At 68.0% G+C, this 16,061-nt stretch carries 8 protein-coding genes and 6 pseudogenes; 7 read left to right on the top strand and 7 right to left on the bottom strand.

Going from position 1 to position 16,061, the window contains the following annotated elements; translation table 11 throughout:
* Nucleotides 1-537 precede the first annotated feature (537 nt).
* On the top strand, nucleotides 538-2,787 hold the full coding sequence (locus MQP27_RS51405; RefSeq protein WP_242766607.1) for an ATP-binding SpoIIE family protein phosphatase: 2,250 nt from the start codon (nucleotides 538-540) through the stop codon (nucleotides 2,785-2,787).
* 152 nt (nucleotides 2,788-2,939) lie between these two features.
* Here the strand turns inward: MQP27_RS51405 and MQP27_RS19960 are convergent, their stop codons facing one another.
* Nucleotides 2,940-3,812 carry a helix-turn-helix domain-containing protein gene (locus MQP27_RS19960; protein ID WP_242766606.1) on the bottom strand — a complete coding sequence of 291 codons (873 nt, stop codon included), beginning with the start codon at nucleotides 3,810-3,812 and terminating at the stop codon, nucleotides 2,940-2,942.
* A gap of 161 nt (nucleotides 3,813-3,973) precedes the next feature.
* Between MQP27_RS19960 and MQP27_RS19955 the strand changes: the two genes are divergently transcribed.
* Nucleotides 3,974-4,813, top strand: coding sequence for an SDR family oxidoreductase (locus MQP27_RS19955; RefSeq protein ID WP_242766605.1), 840 nt, complete (start codon nucleotides 3,974-3,976; stop codon nucleotides 4,811-4,813).
* A gap of 314 nt (nucleotides 4,814-5,127) precedes the next feature.
* Here MQP27_RS19955 and MQP27_RS19950 read toward each other — a convergent pair.
* Together MQP27_RS19950 and MQP27_RS19945 are read right to left on the bottom strand one after the other, a co-directional pair.
* Nucleotides 5,128-5,988: pseudogene (locus MQP27_RS19950) on the bottom strand (ISKra4 family transposase); the annotation flags it as partial.
* Between the two features lie 458 nt (nucleotides 5,989-6,446).
* Nucleotides 6,447-6,887, bottom strand: coding sequence for a winged helix-turn-helix transcriptional regulator (locus MQP27_RS19945; protein WP_242766593.1), 441 nt, complete (start codon nucleotides 6,885-6,887; stop codon nucleotides 6,447-6,449).
* Nucleotides 6,888-6,993: 106 nt separating this feature from the next.
* Here MQP27_RS19945 and MQP27_RS19940 point away from each other — a divergent pair, with 106 nt between their 5' ends.
* From MQP27_RS19940 to istB, 5 genes and pseudogenes are all read left to right on the top strand, one after another.
* Nucleotides 6,994-7,617, top strand: coding sequence for an NAD(P)-dependent oxidoreductase (locus tag MQP27_RS19940; protein ID WP_242766592.1), 624 nt, complete (start codon nucleotides 6,994-6,996; stop codon nucleotides 7,615-7,617).
* Nucleotides 7,618-8,051: 434 nt separating this feature from the next.
* A pseudogene (locus tag MQP27_RS19935) lies at nucleotides 8,052-8,724 on the top strand (DUF2637 domain-containing protein); the annotation flags it as partial.
* Nucleotides 8,725-10,168: 1,444 nt separating this feature from the next.
* A complete protein-coding gene (locus MQP27_RS19930) occupies nucleotides 10,169-10,720 on the top strand; it encodes a GNAT family N-acetyltransferase (RefSeq protein ID WP_242766591.1) in 552 nt (183 codons plus the stop codon).
* A 272-nt stretch (nucleotides 10,721-10,992) separates the two neighbouring features.
* Nucleotides 10,993-11,130: a hypothetical protein gene (locus MQP27_RS19925; RefSeq protein ID WP_242766590.1), complete on the top strand. Its 138-nt coding sequence runs from the start codon at nucleotides 10,993-10,995 to the stop codon at nucleotides 11,128-11,130.
* A pseudogene (gene istB / locus MQP27_RS19920) lies at nucleotides 11,127-11,914 on the top strand (IS21-like element helper ATPase IstB). Before MQP27_RS19925 ends, istB begins: the two are co-directional and overlap by 4 nt.
* Nucleotides 11,915-11,924: 10 nt before the next feature.
* Here the strand turns inward: istB and MQP27_RS19915 are convergent.
* From MQP27_RS19915 to MQP27_RS19905, 4 genes and pseudogenes are all read right to left on the bottom strand, one after another.
* Nucleotides 11,925-12,284, bottom strand: coding sequence for a hypothetical protein (locus MQP27_RS19915; RefSeq protein ID WP_242766589.1), 360 nt, complete (start codon nucleotides 12,282-12,284; stop codon nucleotides 11,925-11,927).
* A gap of 838 nt (nucleotides 12,285-13,122) precedes the next feature.
* Nucleotides 13,123-13,791: pseudogene (locus MQP27_RS19910) on the bottom strand (response regulator); the annotation flags it as partial.
* Between the two features lie 231 nt (nucleotides 13,792-14,022).
* A pseudogene (locus MQP27_RS50990) lies at nucleotides 14,023-15,459 on the bottom strand (SAV_2336 N-terminal domain-related protein); the annotation flags it as partial.
* Between the two features lie 4 nt (nucleotides 15,460-15,463).
* Nucleotides 15,464-16,048, bottom strand: a pseudogene (locus MQP27_RS19905) (MoxR family ATPase); the annotation flags it as partial.
* Nucleotides 16,049-16,061: the final 13 nt, after the last annotated feature.

The raw sequence follows: 16,061 nt of genomic DNA, 5'->3' as shown, positions 1-16,061 counted from the left end.
TCGGGGGAAACGGAAACGAATATGGGCTTGGTGCCGCGATTTCGCGATGATCGCGGGAAATCAGTGGACGGCCTCATATTGTCTTTCCGTGATGGTTTCCGCTCGATCCCGGTGCCGGTGGAGAGCGAGCGGAGCCAGCGGCAGCAGGCAAGGGCGCGTGCGCGAGAACACGTCCGCAGTACGGCGCGACTGGTGCGCGCTAAAAGCTACTTCCGGACGGTTGCAGGCGAGAGAGGAACGTCATGTCGTACGGATAGCGGCTCCATCACCCACTCCTTCGTCGGCTCAAATCAACGCCCACTTTCGGCGAGACCGCCAGGAGCAGCAATTACATCGGTCCACTCAGCTGTCCACGCAGTGCATTGCGCGGCACGGACCCACGCAGGATGAGTGCAGCCCTGGCCCAGGACATGCCACAAGGCGACAACTTCCTCGCCCGTGTCGGGCATGTCCCGGCATGACCGGGGCGGCCTGCAACAAGCAGCGATAGCGTGGATGCATCAGAGCATCCCGACAGTCACAGAGGTGTGAGGCGCAGTGAGCACCGGGATCGAGGCAGTACCCGCCTCCGGGCGCCCCCGCTCTCCGCGGGACCTGGCCGTCGCCTCGGCGCTGCTCGACCTCGCCGGCAAGCTCGCCGCCACCACCTACGCCGCCTACCTTCCCGTGGCGGACCGACCCGCTCTGGGCGTGGCCATGGCAGTGGACACTCCCTGCGCCTTCACCATTCCCTCAGAGTTGGATGTCGACGATCTGCGGTTGCCGACCGCTCGGGCGTTTCAAAGCGGCGATCTGGTCGCGGTGCAAGCCGCCGAAATGCGGAAACTGACCCGCCAGGTGCCTGCACATTTCCTGCACAATCCTTTTCCGACGGCAGTGGCATCGGTCGCGCTCGTTGCGGGAGGACGGACCTTTGGATGCCTGAGCGTGCACTGGTCGCGCACCAAAGCCCCAGACGACCCAGTCACCCCGGAAGAACTGCAGCACCTACGGCGTATCGCTCAAAAACTCGCAGGCGAACTGCTGCTCCTTGCCGATTCAGGCCTGCCGATGGACGCCCCGCCCATCCCGCTTTTCATTCCACCCGTTCCGGCGGAGTCGCTCTCGACCGGCGCTCCGGCACTTTCCGCGCGGCTCGGCCGAGGCCTCACCGGCACCACTTTCCTCTACCAGCTCAAACGCCTGTCCGCGGAACTGGCTGCCGCCGTTCATGCCCGAGACGTCCTCACCGCTGCCCAAGACCAGATCATGGCCCCCTTCGGGGCCGGCGCGCTGATGCTCTGCCGTGTCCAGGACGAGCGTCTGCGCGTCGTCGGGGCCAGTGGATTCTCCCGCGAGGAGGTCGGCCGCGTGGACGGCCTCCCTCTGTCGCGATCCACGCCCGAGACCGACGCCGTAACCCGCGTCGAAGCACGGCTGCAACAGCCAAGCGATCGACCTGCTCACACAGGCACCTCGCACCCTGCGCCCGCTCTGGACACCCACCCGCGGGCGTACATGCCTCTCATCGCCAACGGCCGGGCCATCGGGTGCTGCATTTTGGAGTTCCCAGCGCAGTGGCGCCGCCTCCCAGCAGACGAGGACATCGCCCTGGCCGTCCTCATGCTTGGGCAGATCGGCCAAACCCTGGAGCGCATCCACGCACACGAACTGGAACACGCTCTTGCCCGGACCATGCAGCAGAGCTTGCTTCCGCCCAGCCTGCCCCTCAGACCGGAGACCGTGGTGACGTCCCGATACCTTCCCGCCACTGCAGGGGCAGCGGTAGGCGGGGACTGGTACGACATCGTGCCGCTACCGGACGGCGGAATCGGGCTTGCCATCGGAGACGTCGAGGGCCACAGCGTAGAAGCGGCCGGCGTCATGGGCCATCTGCGCAGCGCGGTCCTGGCCTACGCCTCAGAAGGCCACGAACCAGCCACTGTCCTCGAACGCATTGACGCGTTGCTGCGTGTACTCGGCGCCTCCCGCTATGCCACCTGCTGCTGCCTATGGCTTGACCCCGTCACGGGTGTCGCCAAGACGGCCACGGCCGGACACCCGCCCCCACTGATCAGCCCTGCTCCGGGCAAACTCACCGCCCTCGACGTGCCGGTAGGCCCCCCGCTGGGACTCGGAAACGGCCACCACTATGAGCAACGCGAGATCGTCTTGACATCCGGCAGCATCATCGCCCTGTTCACGGACGGCCTCCTGGAAACCCGCGCCCTCGGCCTCGATGCCGCGCTCGCGCGGCTGGCGGACAGACTGGCCGCAGGCAACCGCGAGAACATGGACATGCTCGCCGACGGCCTGATCAGCGATCGCCAGCGTCACAAGATACTCGACGACGACCTGGCACTCCTGCTGATGAGATACGACGGCGTCCAGCCAGGGGAACAGCAGGACGTCGCTCGATTGTTCGTCCAGCGTTACGACCTCCAGGCCGTGGCTTCCACACGTCACTACTTGCGCGACGTGCTCAAACGCTGGGGATCAGAAGCACTCTTGGACGACCTGCAGCTCATGCTGTCCGAAGTGGTCACCAACGCGCTGATCCACGCACAGAGCGACGTCGACATCCGAATGCGCCGTCATGCCGGCGGCGTCCGGGTGGAAGTGCAGGACAGCAGCCCGCAGCCACCAATCCCTACTGTGATCATTGCAAATGAGGCGATGAACGCCGAGGCGGAGTCCGGGCGAGGGCTGCTTATCGTCGACGCGTTGGCCACGGCATGGGGGAGTTCACCCGCCGGCCGCGGCAAGACGACATGGATCGAGATGGCGCTGCCCGAGCAAAGTTCTTGAAGCTGAACGAGGGTGCGGCTGCCATTCACGCGAACTGACACGCCCGTGGCTACACAGGCCGCGTCAGAGTTCGTTGCTTTGGGGCCTTCCTTCACGGCAACCTACTTCTGGGCTTCGGTTGAGCGCACCGTCCCGGTCTTGCCGGGCCAGTATCAACGGCCCGGGCCGTTGCCCGTGCGGGGCGCCCCTGTGGCCTCTTGCTCGGCAGACAGGGAACCAAGCAGGGCGAGCGCAGTGGCGGAGGGCGTGCCGGGCTCCGCGTAGTGGACGACGAGGAGCAGCCCGTCGGAGCCGGTGACGGCCAGCTTCTCGCGGCGCAGATGCAGCTCGCCGACCTGCGGATGGCGCAGGCGTGTAGTGGCTCCCTCCCAACGGCGGACGTCGTGGCGGGCCCACAAGCGTCGAAAACGCTCGCTTTTCAGGCTCAGCTCACCAACAAGCTGAGTCAGGCGCGGATCGTCCGTCTCGGCGCCGACTGCGGCGCGCAGCTGCGCAACCACACCCGCCGTGCCCTGCTCCCAGTCCATGTGCAGCTGCTGCGCCAGGGGTTCGGTGAACAGGGCCCGCAGACGGTTCACGCCCGGCGCCATGTGCGGCGACAGGGCGACGGCCAGGCGGTTGGCGGCGAGCACATCCATGCACCGGTTCTGCACAAAGGCGGGCACGGCGAACGTGTCCAGCAGCATCGCGATACCGTCAGGCACACGCTCGGTGCGAGGCAGGGGCTGCCTGCGGCGGGACTTGGGCCGGGCGAGCTCGACCATATGAGCGGCGCTGTCCGCGTCGAGCTGCAGCACCTCCGCGAGAGCGTCGAGCACCTGAACCGACGGGTTGCGATCCCGGCCGCGCTCCAGACGCAGATAGTAGTCGGCGCTGATGCCCGCGAGCATCGCGACCTCCTCCCGGCGCAGCCCGGGCACTCTGCGGATCCCCGCGGCAGGAAGCCCTACTTCCTCCGGCCGGACGAGTTCGCGACGGGCCCGTAGGAACTCGCCAAGGGCATTGCTGCCGTCTGCTGTGTCCATCCTCCGACGGTAACGCGCCGCTTCTCCAGCTGCGGGGGCCCTGTCACTACCTGGAACACGGGGGCACTGCCAGGCCACACGCTGTGGGCGCAGGATCAAGAACGAGGCCTCGGGAACACCGGGGCGCGCAGGAATTCCTCTTCCCCAGCAAGGAGTACGCCATGACACAGCGCACCTGGTTCATCACCGGCGTCAACAGCGGCTTCGGTCGGCACATGACCGAGCTGCTGCTCGAGAAGGGCCACAAGGTGGCCGGCACGATCCGTCGGCCTGGATCCGTGGACGATCTTATGGCCAAGTACGGCGATACGTTCTGGGTGGCGTCCCTCGACGTCACCGACACCCCCGCCGTCAAGGAGGTCGTCGATCGCGCGTTCACCGAGTTGGGGCGGATCGACGTGGTGGTCAACAACGCGGGTTATGGGCTGTTCGGCGCGGCCGAGGAGGTCACCGACGAGCAGATCCTCGGCATCCTCAACACCAATCTGATCGGTTCGATCCAGGTCACCCGGGCTGCACTGCCGCACCTGCGGGAGCAGGGCGGAGGACGGATCATCCAGATCTCCACCTACGGGGGCCAGGCCACCAACCCCGGCGCCTGCATGTACCACGCCAGTAAGTGGGGCATCGAGGGATTCATGGAATCCACAGCCAAGGACGTCGCTCCGTTCGGTATCGGCGTCACCATCGTCGAGCCCGGAGGCGCGCGCACCGAATTCCGCTACAGCAGCCTTCAGATGGCGACCCCGCTGTCGGAGTATGACGACACACCAGCCGCCATGACCCGCGCAGCCCAGGACCGGAGTCGGCCTTCTCTTGGTGACCCGGCAGTGATGGCCACTCGCATCATCGACAGTGTGGAGCAGACCCCTGCCCCGCTGCGACTGGTCCTGGGAAGTGACTCCTACCGGTTTCTCCAAGCGGCCCTGTCCGAGCGGCTGGCCGAGGTCGAGGCCCAGCGCGATACGGCACGTCTCACTGACATAACCGACGGTGCCTGACTGCGGTTTGGCTGAACAGCCAGCCGTCGCTACGGTCATCCGTCATCGACCACGCCTCACCAGACGCAGTCGAGCGGTGCCAGCGAGGCATTGCGCGACACGTAAGACCTTTGGCGGCTGCGCTCAATGTGGCAGTCCCCGCCCAATCCAGTAGGCCCTCATCCCTGCAAGATCACCATGCCGTTTACGGCCCTGTCTAAACGGCACACCAGGGTCAGGACAGAACGCTCAGACAGTGTCGGCGATGAGTGAATCGGGACCGTCCCACACTGGGTTCTGAGGCGGGTGCGGATCCTCTGAAGTGACGGTCGGGATCAAGCCGTGAGGCTGTACTTCTGCTGGTCAGGGCCGGGGTAGAGGCGTTGATGTTCACGGGCCGCGTGGAATACCCATTAGTTGTTGAAGTCGCCGTTCGTGATCAGGGCGCGGAGTTGGAGCACGGCTTCGGCACCGTCAAGGCCCCAGCGGGCGCCGGTGATATCGAGTCGGTCGGCGATCAGATGTCGTGCTGCTCCTTCGACGATGCCGCTGGCGATCGGCCATCCCGCCTGGAGTGCCTGGTCGTAGTGGAGATAGGCGGCGTTGTTCTCCAGGTAGCGGCAGGCCCGGTCCGCTGCTGCCCGTTGATCTGGGGACAGGTCCAGCCGGTCGGCTTGAGTACGGATGCCGGTGACGGCGCCGAGGGCGTCGCCCGCCAGGATCCGGGCGGCCTGGGTGCCGACCCAGGTCTCGGCGTTTGGATCGGTGGCGGTGTGGAAGCACCGCGAGGCCGCCCACAGCTTCTCGATCACGTGGACAATGTCGAGGACGACATGGATGGTGACGCCCCGTCGGGCGGCCTGCGCATGGATCAACTCCAGCTGGTGGGCGGCGCCGTCGACCAGGACCACCCAGCACCGGCGGTGCTGCGGGTCACGGGCTTGGGCCTCGTCGAACGCGGCGGCAATGACGTGGTCCGCGTCGTGCTGGACCGAGGCGGTGAGCCATTTCGCGCGGGCCTTGGGCCCCTTGCGCGGGGTGCGGCGGGTGGTGCGGCCGCCGGGCGGGGCGATGATGTCGTGTGGCCGGCGCACGGCCGGATCCGCGTCGTGGACGACGGCGAGGGTGGCCATCCGCTTGCGGCAGCTCTTCTCCCCGGTCGACAGACGGGTGCGGCCTCTTCGGGTGCTGGTTCTGACGAGCCTGCCGACTCTCCCTCCTGGGAGGCATCCGGGGGCCCGGTGTCGCCTGGAGTGTCGGTATCCGGCGGCAAGGAGTCCAGAGTTTCCCGCGTGATGGCCAACCGGTGTAGCCGGTCCTCGGCCTCGCCGATCTGCCTGCGGATCCGTTCAAACTCCTCGTGCAGCCCGGTCAGCCGGTCACGGACGGCCGACTCTCCCGGTCCAAATGCTCAGAATATGACGCCATGATCTGCCCTGGTTCCCGTCAGCATCGCGGACGGACCCTACGGCCGCGTCAGGGTTCCCGTACACGGTAGGAGCCGCAGCCGCAAGATCGCGCGAGCTGTCTGCTAACGATCGCAGGGGACAACACAGGCCCACCTCAGGGCTTCTGGTGCCGCAAGGGCTGTAAAGGACGGACCGGTTGACCGCACTCGAGGAGACAGCCGGCCTGCCGGTGGCTCCGTGCCTGTTCAGCGATCGGACTGCGCCGGGTGTTTGGGCCGTGCGGGCACACGGCCCGAGGCGTCAGCCGGCGCGGTTGAGGCCCGTGGGTTGTCGTACGACTCGCGGGCGTCGAGCAGTTCGTCCCAGTGTTTCTCCGTCCAGGCGCACGCCGCCGCGATCGGTTCGAGCATGCTGCGGCCCAGCGCCGTCAGTTCGTACTCGACGCGGACAGTGGCCTCGGCGTAGGCGGTGCGTTTGACCAGGCCGTCGCGTTCGAGGGACCGCAGCGTCCGGGTGAGCACCTTGGGGGTGACGCGGTGCAGCGGCACGCGCAGTTCGGAGAACCGGCGCGGCCCGTGTTCAAGACAGCGGATGACAAGTGCTGCCCATTTGTCACCGAATCGGATCGGATTGAGCGAGGACGGGCACAGCTCGTCGAACATGTCGGCGGGCAGGGGTTTGCTCATGGCCTCACCCTAGCCGCGGTATCCCAGCGGTAACCGCAGTCCTCGATAGCGTCCGGGAACCGGCCGGGACGCGCGGGTTTCCGGCCCCGGTGAGAGGCGGTTCGACATGGATATCGTGGTCTTCGGTGCGGGCGGCCGGGCCGGGCGGCAGGCCGTCGCCGAGGCGCGGCGGCGCGGTCACCGAGTCACCGCCGTGGTGCGCGATCCCGCGGGGCACGGGGACCTGACCGACGCTCGGGTGGTGGCGGGCGATGTCACGGACACGGTGAGCGTCGAGCATGCGGCGGCCGGGCACGACGCTGCTATCAGCGCCGCTGCCGACCTGTCCGCGCCACCGCACGAGTTCTTCACAACCTCGTCCCGCGCTTTGGCCACCGGCCTGGCCAAGGCGGGCGTGCACCGCCTCGTGGTGGTCGGACTCGCGTCGGTCATGCCCGGGGCATCCGGTGCTCCGCTGATGGACGAACCCGGCTACCCGAACGAGTACCGCTCCTTCTCCCTCGGCCACGCCGCAGGCCTCGATGAGTTGCGGAAGTACGACCTGGACTGGGCCTATGTGGCCCCGGCGGGTGACTTCGACCATCACGGCCCGCGCACCGGCCGGTACCGGATCGCTGAGCACGGTGACCCGGCCAGCCGGATCACCTACGCGGACTTCGCGGTCGCGCTACTCGACGAAACCGAGGCCCCCCGCCATCACCGGGCCGCCGTCAGCGTGCAGGAGTCGTGAATCGGACGCTCACACCTACGCGACACGTGGGCTGGGGCCATTGCCCCGGCCCGCGCGTCACCGCCGGACTGCCCTCGCCGGCGTGGATGGCCTGGACCGTCAGCTGACGGGGAGCGATCACCCGCCGCACGGGAAACGATCTTCAACCCGCTGAGACATGCCTGATCAGGCACGCGCGTGAACGCCCCGCAGGGGTGGGTCGGACAGGCCTTGTCAGATCCGCTGTTGTGGTGAGGGGAGTGGGGTTGGTGCAGTGGTCCGTCTTTGCTCCCGGAACGTGCGTGGTGGCGGCCGAAGATGGTGTTATTGCCGGGTGATGACGGTGTCCAAGAGGGCTGGCTGTGTGCGAGAGTGAAGGTTGCGCGTTGAGTGGTAGGTGAGTAGGCGGGCAGGGGAGTGGGGGCGTGGTTGCGGGGGATGGTGCGTTACCCCGGCTGACCCGGGGGTATCGGGTCCTGATCGGTGGGGTCGTGGCCGGGGTGGTGGTCATCGCCGGCATCGGTTTCGCCGGTTCGTACGCGGCCCTGCGCGCGTTGGCCATCAAGAAGGGCTTCGGCACCTTCGCCTGCGTCTTCCCGATCGGCATCGACGCGGGCATCTGTGTGCTGCTGGCCCTGGACCTCCTGCTGACCTGGATCCGGATCCCCTTCCCGCTGCTGCGCCAGACGGCCTGGCTGCTGACGGCGGCCACGATCGCCTTCAACGCCGCCACCGCCTGGCCGGACGTGCTGGGCGTGGGCATGCACGGCGTCATCCCGGTGCTGTTCATCGTCGCCGTGGAGGCCGCCCGGCACGCCATCGGCCGGATCGCGGACATCACGGCCGACAAGCACATGGAGGGCGTGCGGCTGACGCGCTGGCTGCTCTCGCCGGTGCCGACGTTCCTCCTGTGGCGCCGGATGAAGCTGTGGGAGCTGCGCTCCTACGAGCAGGTCATCAAGCTGGAGCAGGAACGACTCGTCTACCGGGCCCGGCTGCATTCGCGGTTCGGCCGGGCGTGGCGCCGCAAGGCCCCGGTGGAGTCCCTGATGCCGCTGCGGCTGGCCCGCTACGGCGTGCCGCTCGCCAAGACGGCTCCCGCCGGTCTTGCTGCTGCCGGCATCGACGAAGTGCCGGTCGCATCTACGGTCACTGGCGAACGGGCGCCCGCCCCCGTCCGGTCGGAGGATCCCGCGCTTGTGGCCGCGGCAGACCCACAGGGTGAACCGGGCCGACGGCCTCCTGATGCAGGACCACCGGAACGGGAGGCCTCACCGGCTGAGCCTGAGCCGTCACCCGGGGCAGGGCAGAGGGGCACGGACGCAGCCCAGGGCTTCGCCGACGCCTGCCAGGCGTGGGCCGCAACCTTCCAGAGCGAGCCCACCGCTGCCCAGTTCGCGGGCTGGCTTCAGGAGCACGGCATCACCGCGGCGGCCGGCGGACGGCTCTCCGGCGCACAACTGCGGCCGCTGCTGCAGGTTCTCCAGCAGCGCTACGGCCCGTGGCCCGAATCCGCTGCCGAGGAGCGGCAGACGGACGATGATCTGTCCTGGCGCGACTCCTTCTCCAACGCCTGGCTCGCGTACGTGCAGGAGCGGGGGGCGTACCCCGACGCGGCCGCGCTCGCCGCGTACGTCTTGGAGCGGGACAACGTCACCGGCCCGGGCGGCCGCCCCATCACGGGCGAGGATCTCAAGGACTATGTCGACGCCTTCCGGCAGCGTGAGTTCGACGCAGGGCACCAGCCCGCCGGCCAGGAAGCCGGCGAGCCCGACGACGACCGGGTCGACGAGCCGCGGCCGGGCGAGGTAGAGCCCGAGGCGGCGGCCGCGGGCGCTGGTGCGCAGGCGGCCAGGGAGCGGCGCGGTCCCCGCGTGCACGCCCCCATCGACATCCCGCCGGCCGATGACGACGATGAGCCGGCCGCCGCGGCGGGCGGACTGACCACCGTCGACCGCTACTACCTGGCATGGTCGCAGTTCCAGAGGCAGCGCGGCAGGGAGCTTCAGTCCTCGACGCGGGAGGCCGAGCAGTTGTCGGCCTTGCTCGCGCAGGAGAAGGGCATGACGGGCCGCGGCGGAAAGCCGGTCAGCCCGTCCACCCTGCGCCGCTACCTCCTGCCCTTTCGGATCTACCACCTGTGGGCCGGGCACCGGGTGCGCAGCAGCCGTCCTTCGCTGGACGCCCTTGCACAGGAGTGCGCAGCCCACGGGATCACTGCGCAGCACAACAAGCCCGTCACCACCGCCTATCTCGCCGGGCAGGTCGACGACTTCGAACGGCGCTGGCAGGCCCTGACCCGCCACCATGCGCAAGCCCAGCCATGAGGCACCAGCACAGCACCGGTGCGCCGGCCTGCCCCTCCCGTCCCCGGACGCTGGGCAACCGCAAGCGCCTGGTCAGCCGTGCCATTGCGCAGCCATCTAGTGCCGCATCAGTGAACCTTCGCCCTGTAGGAGCGAGCGTTCGGTTCGGATGTGGTTTGTGTGCGACTGAGCGGTCACTGGCCGCGTGTCCTTCCGGGCTCCAAAACCGTGTGCAAGCCACCCGGAGGGGCCTTTACTCTCCGGGCATGGATCTTCGCGAAGAACGTCCGAGTGACCGACAGGCCGTGCGGAATGTTCACCTGCAGGCGTTCGGTGACCACGGCCTTGTCGTGGCCGACCTGGTCGATACCCTGCGCGAGACCATCACGCCCCAGGATGGTCTCTCGCTGGTCGCCGAGCACGACAGGCAGGTCGTCGGGCATGTCATGTTCACCCGGAGTCTTCTCGATGCACCTCGCCGACTGGTTGACGTGCAAGTACTCAGTCCGCTGGCAGTGATGCCTGAACTCCATCAGCGCGGTATCGGCTCGGCCCTGGTCCGACACGGACTGGAGGTCCTCGCCGAACGGGCCGTTCCCCTCGTCTTCCTGGAGGGCGATCCGGGCTACTACTCGCGTTTCGGCTTCGTGCCCGGTGGCGGCCTGGGCTTCCGAAAGCCGTCCCTGCGTATCCCGGACGGTGCCTTTCAGGTCATCAGGTTCCCGGAGCATGAGCCATGGATGACGGGGACGCTGGTCTATGCAGAGCCGTTCTGGCGGCATGACGCAGTCGGCCTGCGTGACCCCAACCCATTGTGACGCGAGGGCCGATACCCGTCGAACCCGAAGTCGGCTTCTGCCTGGACGAGCTTGGCCCGCTCAGCCTCCAGCCCCGCCCCGGACGACAGCGGCCCGAGCGCGGGGACATGGCCGCCGGCCAGTAGCCGGCGGTCTGCGCGTCTGCGCACCGAGCGGCTACAAGGTCTTGCGCGCTGCCGCGCCCGGGCGCTCGGCGAGGACGACGGCACCACCGCCCTGGTCAGGGTGCCGCTGCTGTACCGCCACCAGCAGTACCAGAACATCCCGAGCCCATGGACCCTCAACTGCCGCAGGTCAGCCACCTCACCTCGCGCCGTCTGGCCAAGTCCCTGCTCGATGACGTCCGGCCTCTGCCCCGTCTGGAGCAGTGGGACGAACTGCTGCACCTTCACCGCAAGGAGTCGCCATGACCACTGCCCACCATGCGCTCACCGCACAGGCATCCGACGCCGCGATCGACACCGCCTGCCGCATGCTGCGGCTACCCACCATGCGGGCCCAGGCCGCCGACACCATCGCCCGCGCCGAGCGCGAGGGGCTCTCCTACGCCGGCTTCCTCGCCGAGCTCCTGCTCGCCGAGTGAGAGGACCGCGACCGCCGCCGGGCCGAACGCCGCATCCAGGCCGCCCACTTCCCGCGCGAGAAGTCCCTGCGCGAGTTCGACTACCGTGCCAACCCCAATGTGGATCCGGCCGTCATCCACAACCTCGCCACCTGCGACTGGATCGCCAAGGGCTACCCGCTGTGTCTGATCGGGGACTCCGGCACCGGAAAGTCCCGCCTGCTCATCGCATCGGGCACCGCGGCCGCCATGGCCGGCCACTGCGTCCGCTACACCACCGCCGCCGCCCTGGTGAACGAGCTCGTCGAAGCGGCCGATGACAAGCAGCTCGGCAAGATCATCTCCCGCTACGGACGCGTCGACCTCCTTGAGATCGATGAACTCGGCTACCTCGAACTGGACCGCCGCTGCGCCGAGATGCTCTTCCAGATTCTGACCGAGCCTGAGGAAAGAACAGTATTGCGATCGCCTCCAACGAGGCGTTCCCAGATGGCTGGTCGAAGACGTTCACTGATCCACGGCTCTGCGCGGTGGCCATCGTGGATCGACTCACCTTCAACGCCCCCCTCATCGATACCGGCACCGAGTCCTACCGACTGGCCCGCACCAAAGCGAACGCCGGGATGAAGTAGCCGACCGCCCTCACGAGGGAGGCGGAACCTCTCGGATGAGGCCCAGGGCGCCCCCGAACCGCAGGGCCAACGATCGGTCACCATACGTATCCGCAAACCCTCGGCAGATCGCCGGATCGACACCTGCGGGCGCCGAGCCCGGCAGCGTCGAGTGACACGTCACATGACCTTCGTCCGCCACAGCATCAGCAATCATGCTGCGGATCCGTTCCGGCATCGTGGTCCGGAACGGGTTGCCCGGTCGGAAGATGCAGGTCGAGCACCGCTCGGACAGCAGCCGAATCTCACCGGTCGCCTCATCGGCGACCGGAACGCAGGCCGCCGCATCGTTGTCGAACAAGTCGTCGGTCTCCATCGGCATGAAGGTCATGATGCCCTATGCCCTCGCACCGCCGCCGACTGATTCATCAGTGGTCCCAAATCGGAGCTCTGTCACAGATCTTTCTCCCACGTCACGTTCAGCCTCGTCCGCGCGGTGTGAGGCCGGGCGGGGCGGATGGACTGAAGGGGCCTCGGGTTCCTGGGCGCGGGCCCAGCCGTGGGCGCGCATGGTCCCGGCCTCCCAGTCCTCGAACGGCTGGGGGAGCGCCTTTGGGTCGCGGTCGGCGTCGCGGTTCGAGCGGATGAAGGCGCGGGCCGCCAGCAAGCAAAGTCCACATGTCCAGGGCTCCTTGGTAGCGCACGACGTCCTGACACCCATGACGCTACCGGCAGGGTTTGACAATCGGCCGTCCGTGCCCGGCGCGACACTGCGAAGAGCCAGGTCTCTCTTTTCACATCGCGCGCTCACCACTCGGCGTAAGTGGGGCACTCGCCCGTCGATATACCGCTTCGGTCCGCTACGGATCAGCGTCGCTCGGTTCTGGGCGAGGTGCGAACGACCGCTGCGCGAGGCGTCGCTTCTGTTCCGCGGCGAGCCGTTTGGCCTTGCGTCGTACGCGTTCTCCGAAGGCCTCCGGGTCCGTGGCGCCAACGCATGTAGCGGCCTCGGTCCAGGTGGTGCCCTCGCCTTCGGCGTATGCGACGACGACCGCCCGCTCAGCCGGGGTGAGGCCGCGCAGCACGGTGTTGAGGCGTTCGTCCTCGACCACCCCTCCATCCGTGCGGGTGAGTAGGTTGACGTCGGCGGCAACCAGGTCGTGGAGAGATAGTCCGCCGAGGTCGGCGTCGAGGGAGAGTATTCGTCTGTCTCGATGTCGTAGTGAGTGTGAGGAAGCTGGGGTGGGTGGGGCGGCAGGCTCTTTTGGGAGTTCCAATGCGTCCTGCAGCAACTGGCGCATGCCGCTGATCGCGAGTCCGAGGCGGAGGGCCGTGGTCTTCACTGTCGCGCGCGATGCCTGTGCCTGGAGTTTTGTGGTCAGGGTGAGTGCCTGCGTCTCGGCGTCGGACAATAGGATGGACAACTGCGCCAGTAGATCGGTCTCGGCCTCGGTGCGTAATAAGGCCGCCTGTTTGCGTAGTTGCATGTTCGTCCGGTGCAGGTCGACGAAGACGGTCGCCTTGGCGCGTAGCACCCAGGGATCGTACGGTCGCGACAGATAGTCCACGGCACCGGCCGCATATCCTCGGAAGGTGTAATGGGGGCTCGCCTCGGCCGCGCTGACGAAGATGATCGGGGTGTCGCGAGTCCGGTGACGGCGCTTGATGTGTGCGGCGGTCTCGTAGCCGTCTATTCCCGACATCTGGACGGCGAGTAGAACGAGGGCGAATTCGTCCTCGTTCATCGCCTTGAGTGCGTCCTCCCCCGACGAGGCACGCACGAGTGTCTGGTCGAGCGCTGCCAGGGTGGCCTCCAGAGCCAGCAGGTTCTCAGGCTGGTCGTCGACCAGAAGGATCTTGGCCTTCGTGTCCGCTGTGGAGGGCAGGGCGGGAGGCATAGTGCCTTGTCGCTGAGCCAAAGGTGGCTGTGCCTGGGCCCGTTCCCGGGGTTCCGGGGCCGTGAGAGGCTGGTCGTGGGACGTAGAGTCGATGTGCGTGGAGACGCCGAGGCGTTTCAGCAGACGCTCTTCCATTTGGGCGAAGGACCGTTCGGGTGCGCCGACGGCGGTGGGCCCTTTCGGGTGCGTCACCCAGGCGGTGAAGCTCGGTGAGTGCCGGACAGACGAGGCAAGGCGGTCAGCGATCAGTCGTGTGGTGCGCAGGAATTCGCGGGCGGGGAGCGTGCCGAGCAGGATACGCCGTGCGTCGTCGGAGAAGTCGAAGAACTCCGGCTGGGGCAAGCGGTCGCTGGCGTCCGCAGCCGCGTTGTGCATGAGGCCGCCGAGAAAGACCTCCACGAGGTGCCCTATGTCCGTCGGAGGGCCAAGGGCCTCCTGCACCATGCGCATGACGGGCGGAGTGACGGGCGCCACGGCCGCGAGGTGGGCGGCGAGCCGATACGCCTCCGGACTGGCCGCACCGCGGAAGCTCAGGACGGGTTCGGCGTCCGGACTCTGCTGGGGCTCGGCTAGGCGCTGGGGCTGAGCGAAGGACCGTCTGATGTCCCACAGCGGCAGTGCCGCGGTGGCGCTGGGTGAGGCGACCAGCCGTGCCCAGTCGCCGACGGAGGCCAGAGTGGGTTCGAGCACCGGGATGGGGACGGAGTCAAAGCTGACCAGATCCGCCGGCAGTGTCGGGTCGGTGACGTGCCAGGCGGTGTTGGGGCCACCTCTGCGGACACTGGTGACGTGCCACGGCCGAGTCGTGATGCCCGAGTTGGCCCAGAGCCGGGCAGGCAGCGCCTGCAGAATCGCGGTGGGTTGCCGTCGCGCCCACAGGGCCGCCGCTTCGCTCATCCGACCGTCCCACCAGGCGTCCCCGACACCGTCGCTGACCACGAGGACAAGGGTGCTGCCGGCGGGGTCGCAGAGCGCGGCCGGCGGAAGATATGGGCCTTGCTGGCGGAAAGGTCGGTTGCTCAGCAACGGGGCCTGGGGACCACGGGTGTTGAGTCCGAACACACGGACGTCACGGAAGGCACCGGCCCGTTCCATCAGCGTGCGGATCTCGGAGGCCAGACGCTGCCACAGGACCATGGACACGCCGTCGTCGATCAGCAGCGTGAGGGAGAGCCAGCGGCTGCGGGCGGGACTTGTTACGGTCTCGGGCAGGCCCGTCTCGGCCATGGCGTCCACCGTCCGTGCCACGTCCATTTCCTGACGGCGCCGATCGGGGAGCCGCTGCCGCAGCGGCCGTAACGCCTTGCCGAGCGTGAGATGCGGGCTCGGCAGCATCTGGGGGCCCGGGGCGCGTACGGCATGCGCCCGGTGTGGAGCGTGCTCTGCCCTGCCGCTGTCCTTCTCCCGCGAGGCCGCGTGCAGGGGGAACAGGCGGTGCGGGGCGAGGTCCTGCGGCGGGTGCAGGCCCGGTTGCGCGGGATCGTCCGCGCCGGAGGCCCGGGGCGTACCGCGCTCGGCGGCCTGCCGTGGTGCGGCCGGTGCCGGACGTCGCGCCAATGGAGCGACGTCGCCCGGCAGGTTGCTGGCGAGCCACAGGATGTCGAGGAGTTCCTCCTCAGCGAGGTCAACGCCACTCCTGGCCAGGATCTCTCTCAGACGTCCGAGCATGTCCTCATACCGCCCCTCCGAGTTGGTGCAGAACGGCGTCGAGCAGTCGGCCTGCGTCCAGATCGATGCCGCTCTTGCGTAGGAAGACCGCGTTGAGGAGCTGATCGGTCGCGAGTTCTCCAGGCGCGCGGCGGCTGAGGAACTCCTCCAGCAGCTCATCGATGGCGTGGAGTGCCTCGTGGCCTAGGTGCGCGGCGACGATGTCCCGCAGGCGCTCCTCATCGGGCTCGGGCAGGTCGAGACGGACACACCGTCGGAGGAAGGCGGGCGGGAACTCGCGTTCACCGTTGCTGGTGATGATCACGACGGGGAACTCATGGCAGCGGACGCGGCCGCGGACTACCGGGGCCGACACGTTCGGGTCGTCGGTGCGGACGTGGACCGTGGAGTGTTCTTCGGGGAGGCGGCTGAGTTCCGGAATCTCGAACTCTCCCTCCTCGAACACGGTGAGCAGGTCGTTGGGCAGATCGACGTCCCCCTTGTCCAATTCGTCGATGAGTAGGACCCTGGGCCGTGGACCGGCCAGCAGCGCGTTGCCCAGGGGGCCGAGCCGGACGTACTGGCCGATGCCGGGTTCGGAGCCCCGCCGCGTGGTTCCGCTG

It is taken from the genome of Streptomyces cylindrosporus, assembly GCF_022698165.1.
Classification (GTDB): domain Bacteria; phylum Actinomycetota; class Actinomycetes; order Streptomycetales; family Streptomycetaceae; genus Streptomyces; species Streptomyces cylindrosporus.
This window is presented reverse-complemented; position numbering and strand designations above follow the sequence as displayed.

Bases quoted from the DNA above. Each gene is read 5' to 3' on its own strand.
- MQP27_RS19960 (WP_242766606.1), bottom strand. From the start codon at position 3,812: ATGGACACAGCAGACGGCAGCAATGCCCTTGGCGAGTTCCTACGGGCC.
- MQP27_RS19955 (WP_242766605.1), top strand. From the start codon at position 3,974: ATGACACAGCGCACCTGGTTCATCACCGGCGTCAACAGCGGCTTCGGT.
- MQP27_RS19945 (WP_242766593.1), bottom strand. From the start codon at position 6,887: ATGAGCAAACCCCTGCCCGCCGACATGTTCGACGAGCTGTGCCCGTCC.
- MQP27_RS19940 (WP_242766592.1), top strand. From the start codon at position 6,994: ATGGATATCGTGGTCTTCGGTGCGGGCGGCCGGGCCGGGCGGCAGGCC.
- MQP27_RS19930 (WP_242766591.1), top strand. From the start codon at position 10,169: ATGGATCTTCGCGAAGAACGTCCGAGTGACCGACAGGCCGTGCGGAAT.
- MQP27_RS19925 (WP_242766590.1), top strand. From the start codon at position 10,993: ATGGACCCTCAACTGCCGCAGGTCAGCCACCTCACCTCGCGCCGTCTG.
- MQP27_RS19915 (WP_242766589.1), bottom strand. From the start codon at position 12,284: ATGACCTTCATGCCGATGGAGACCGACGACTTGTTCGACAACGATGCG.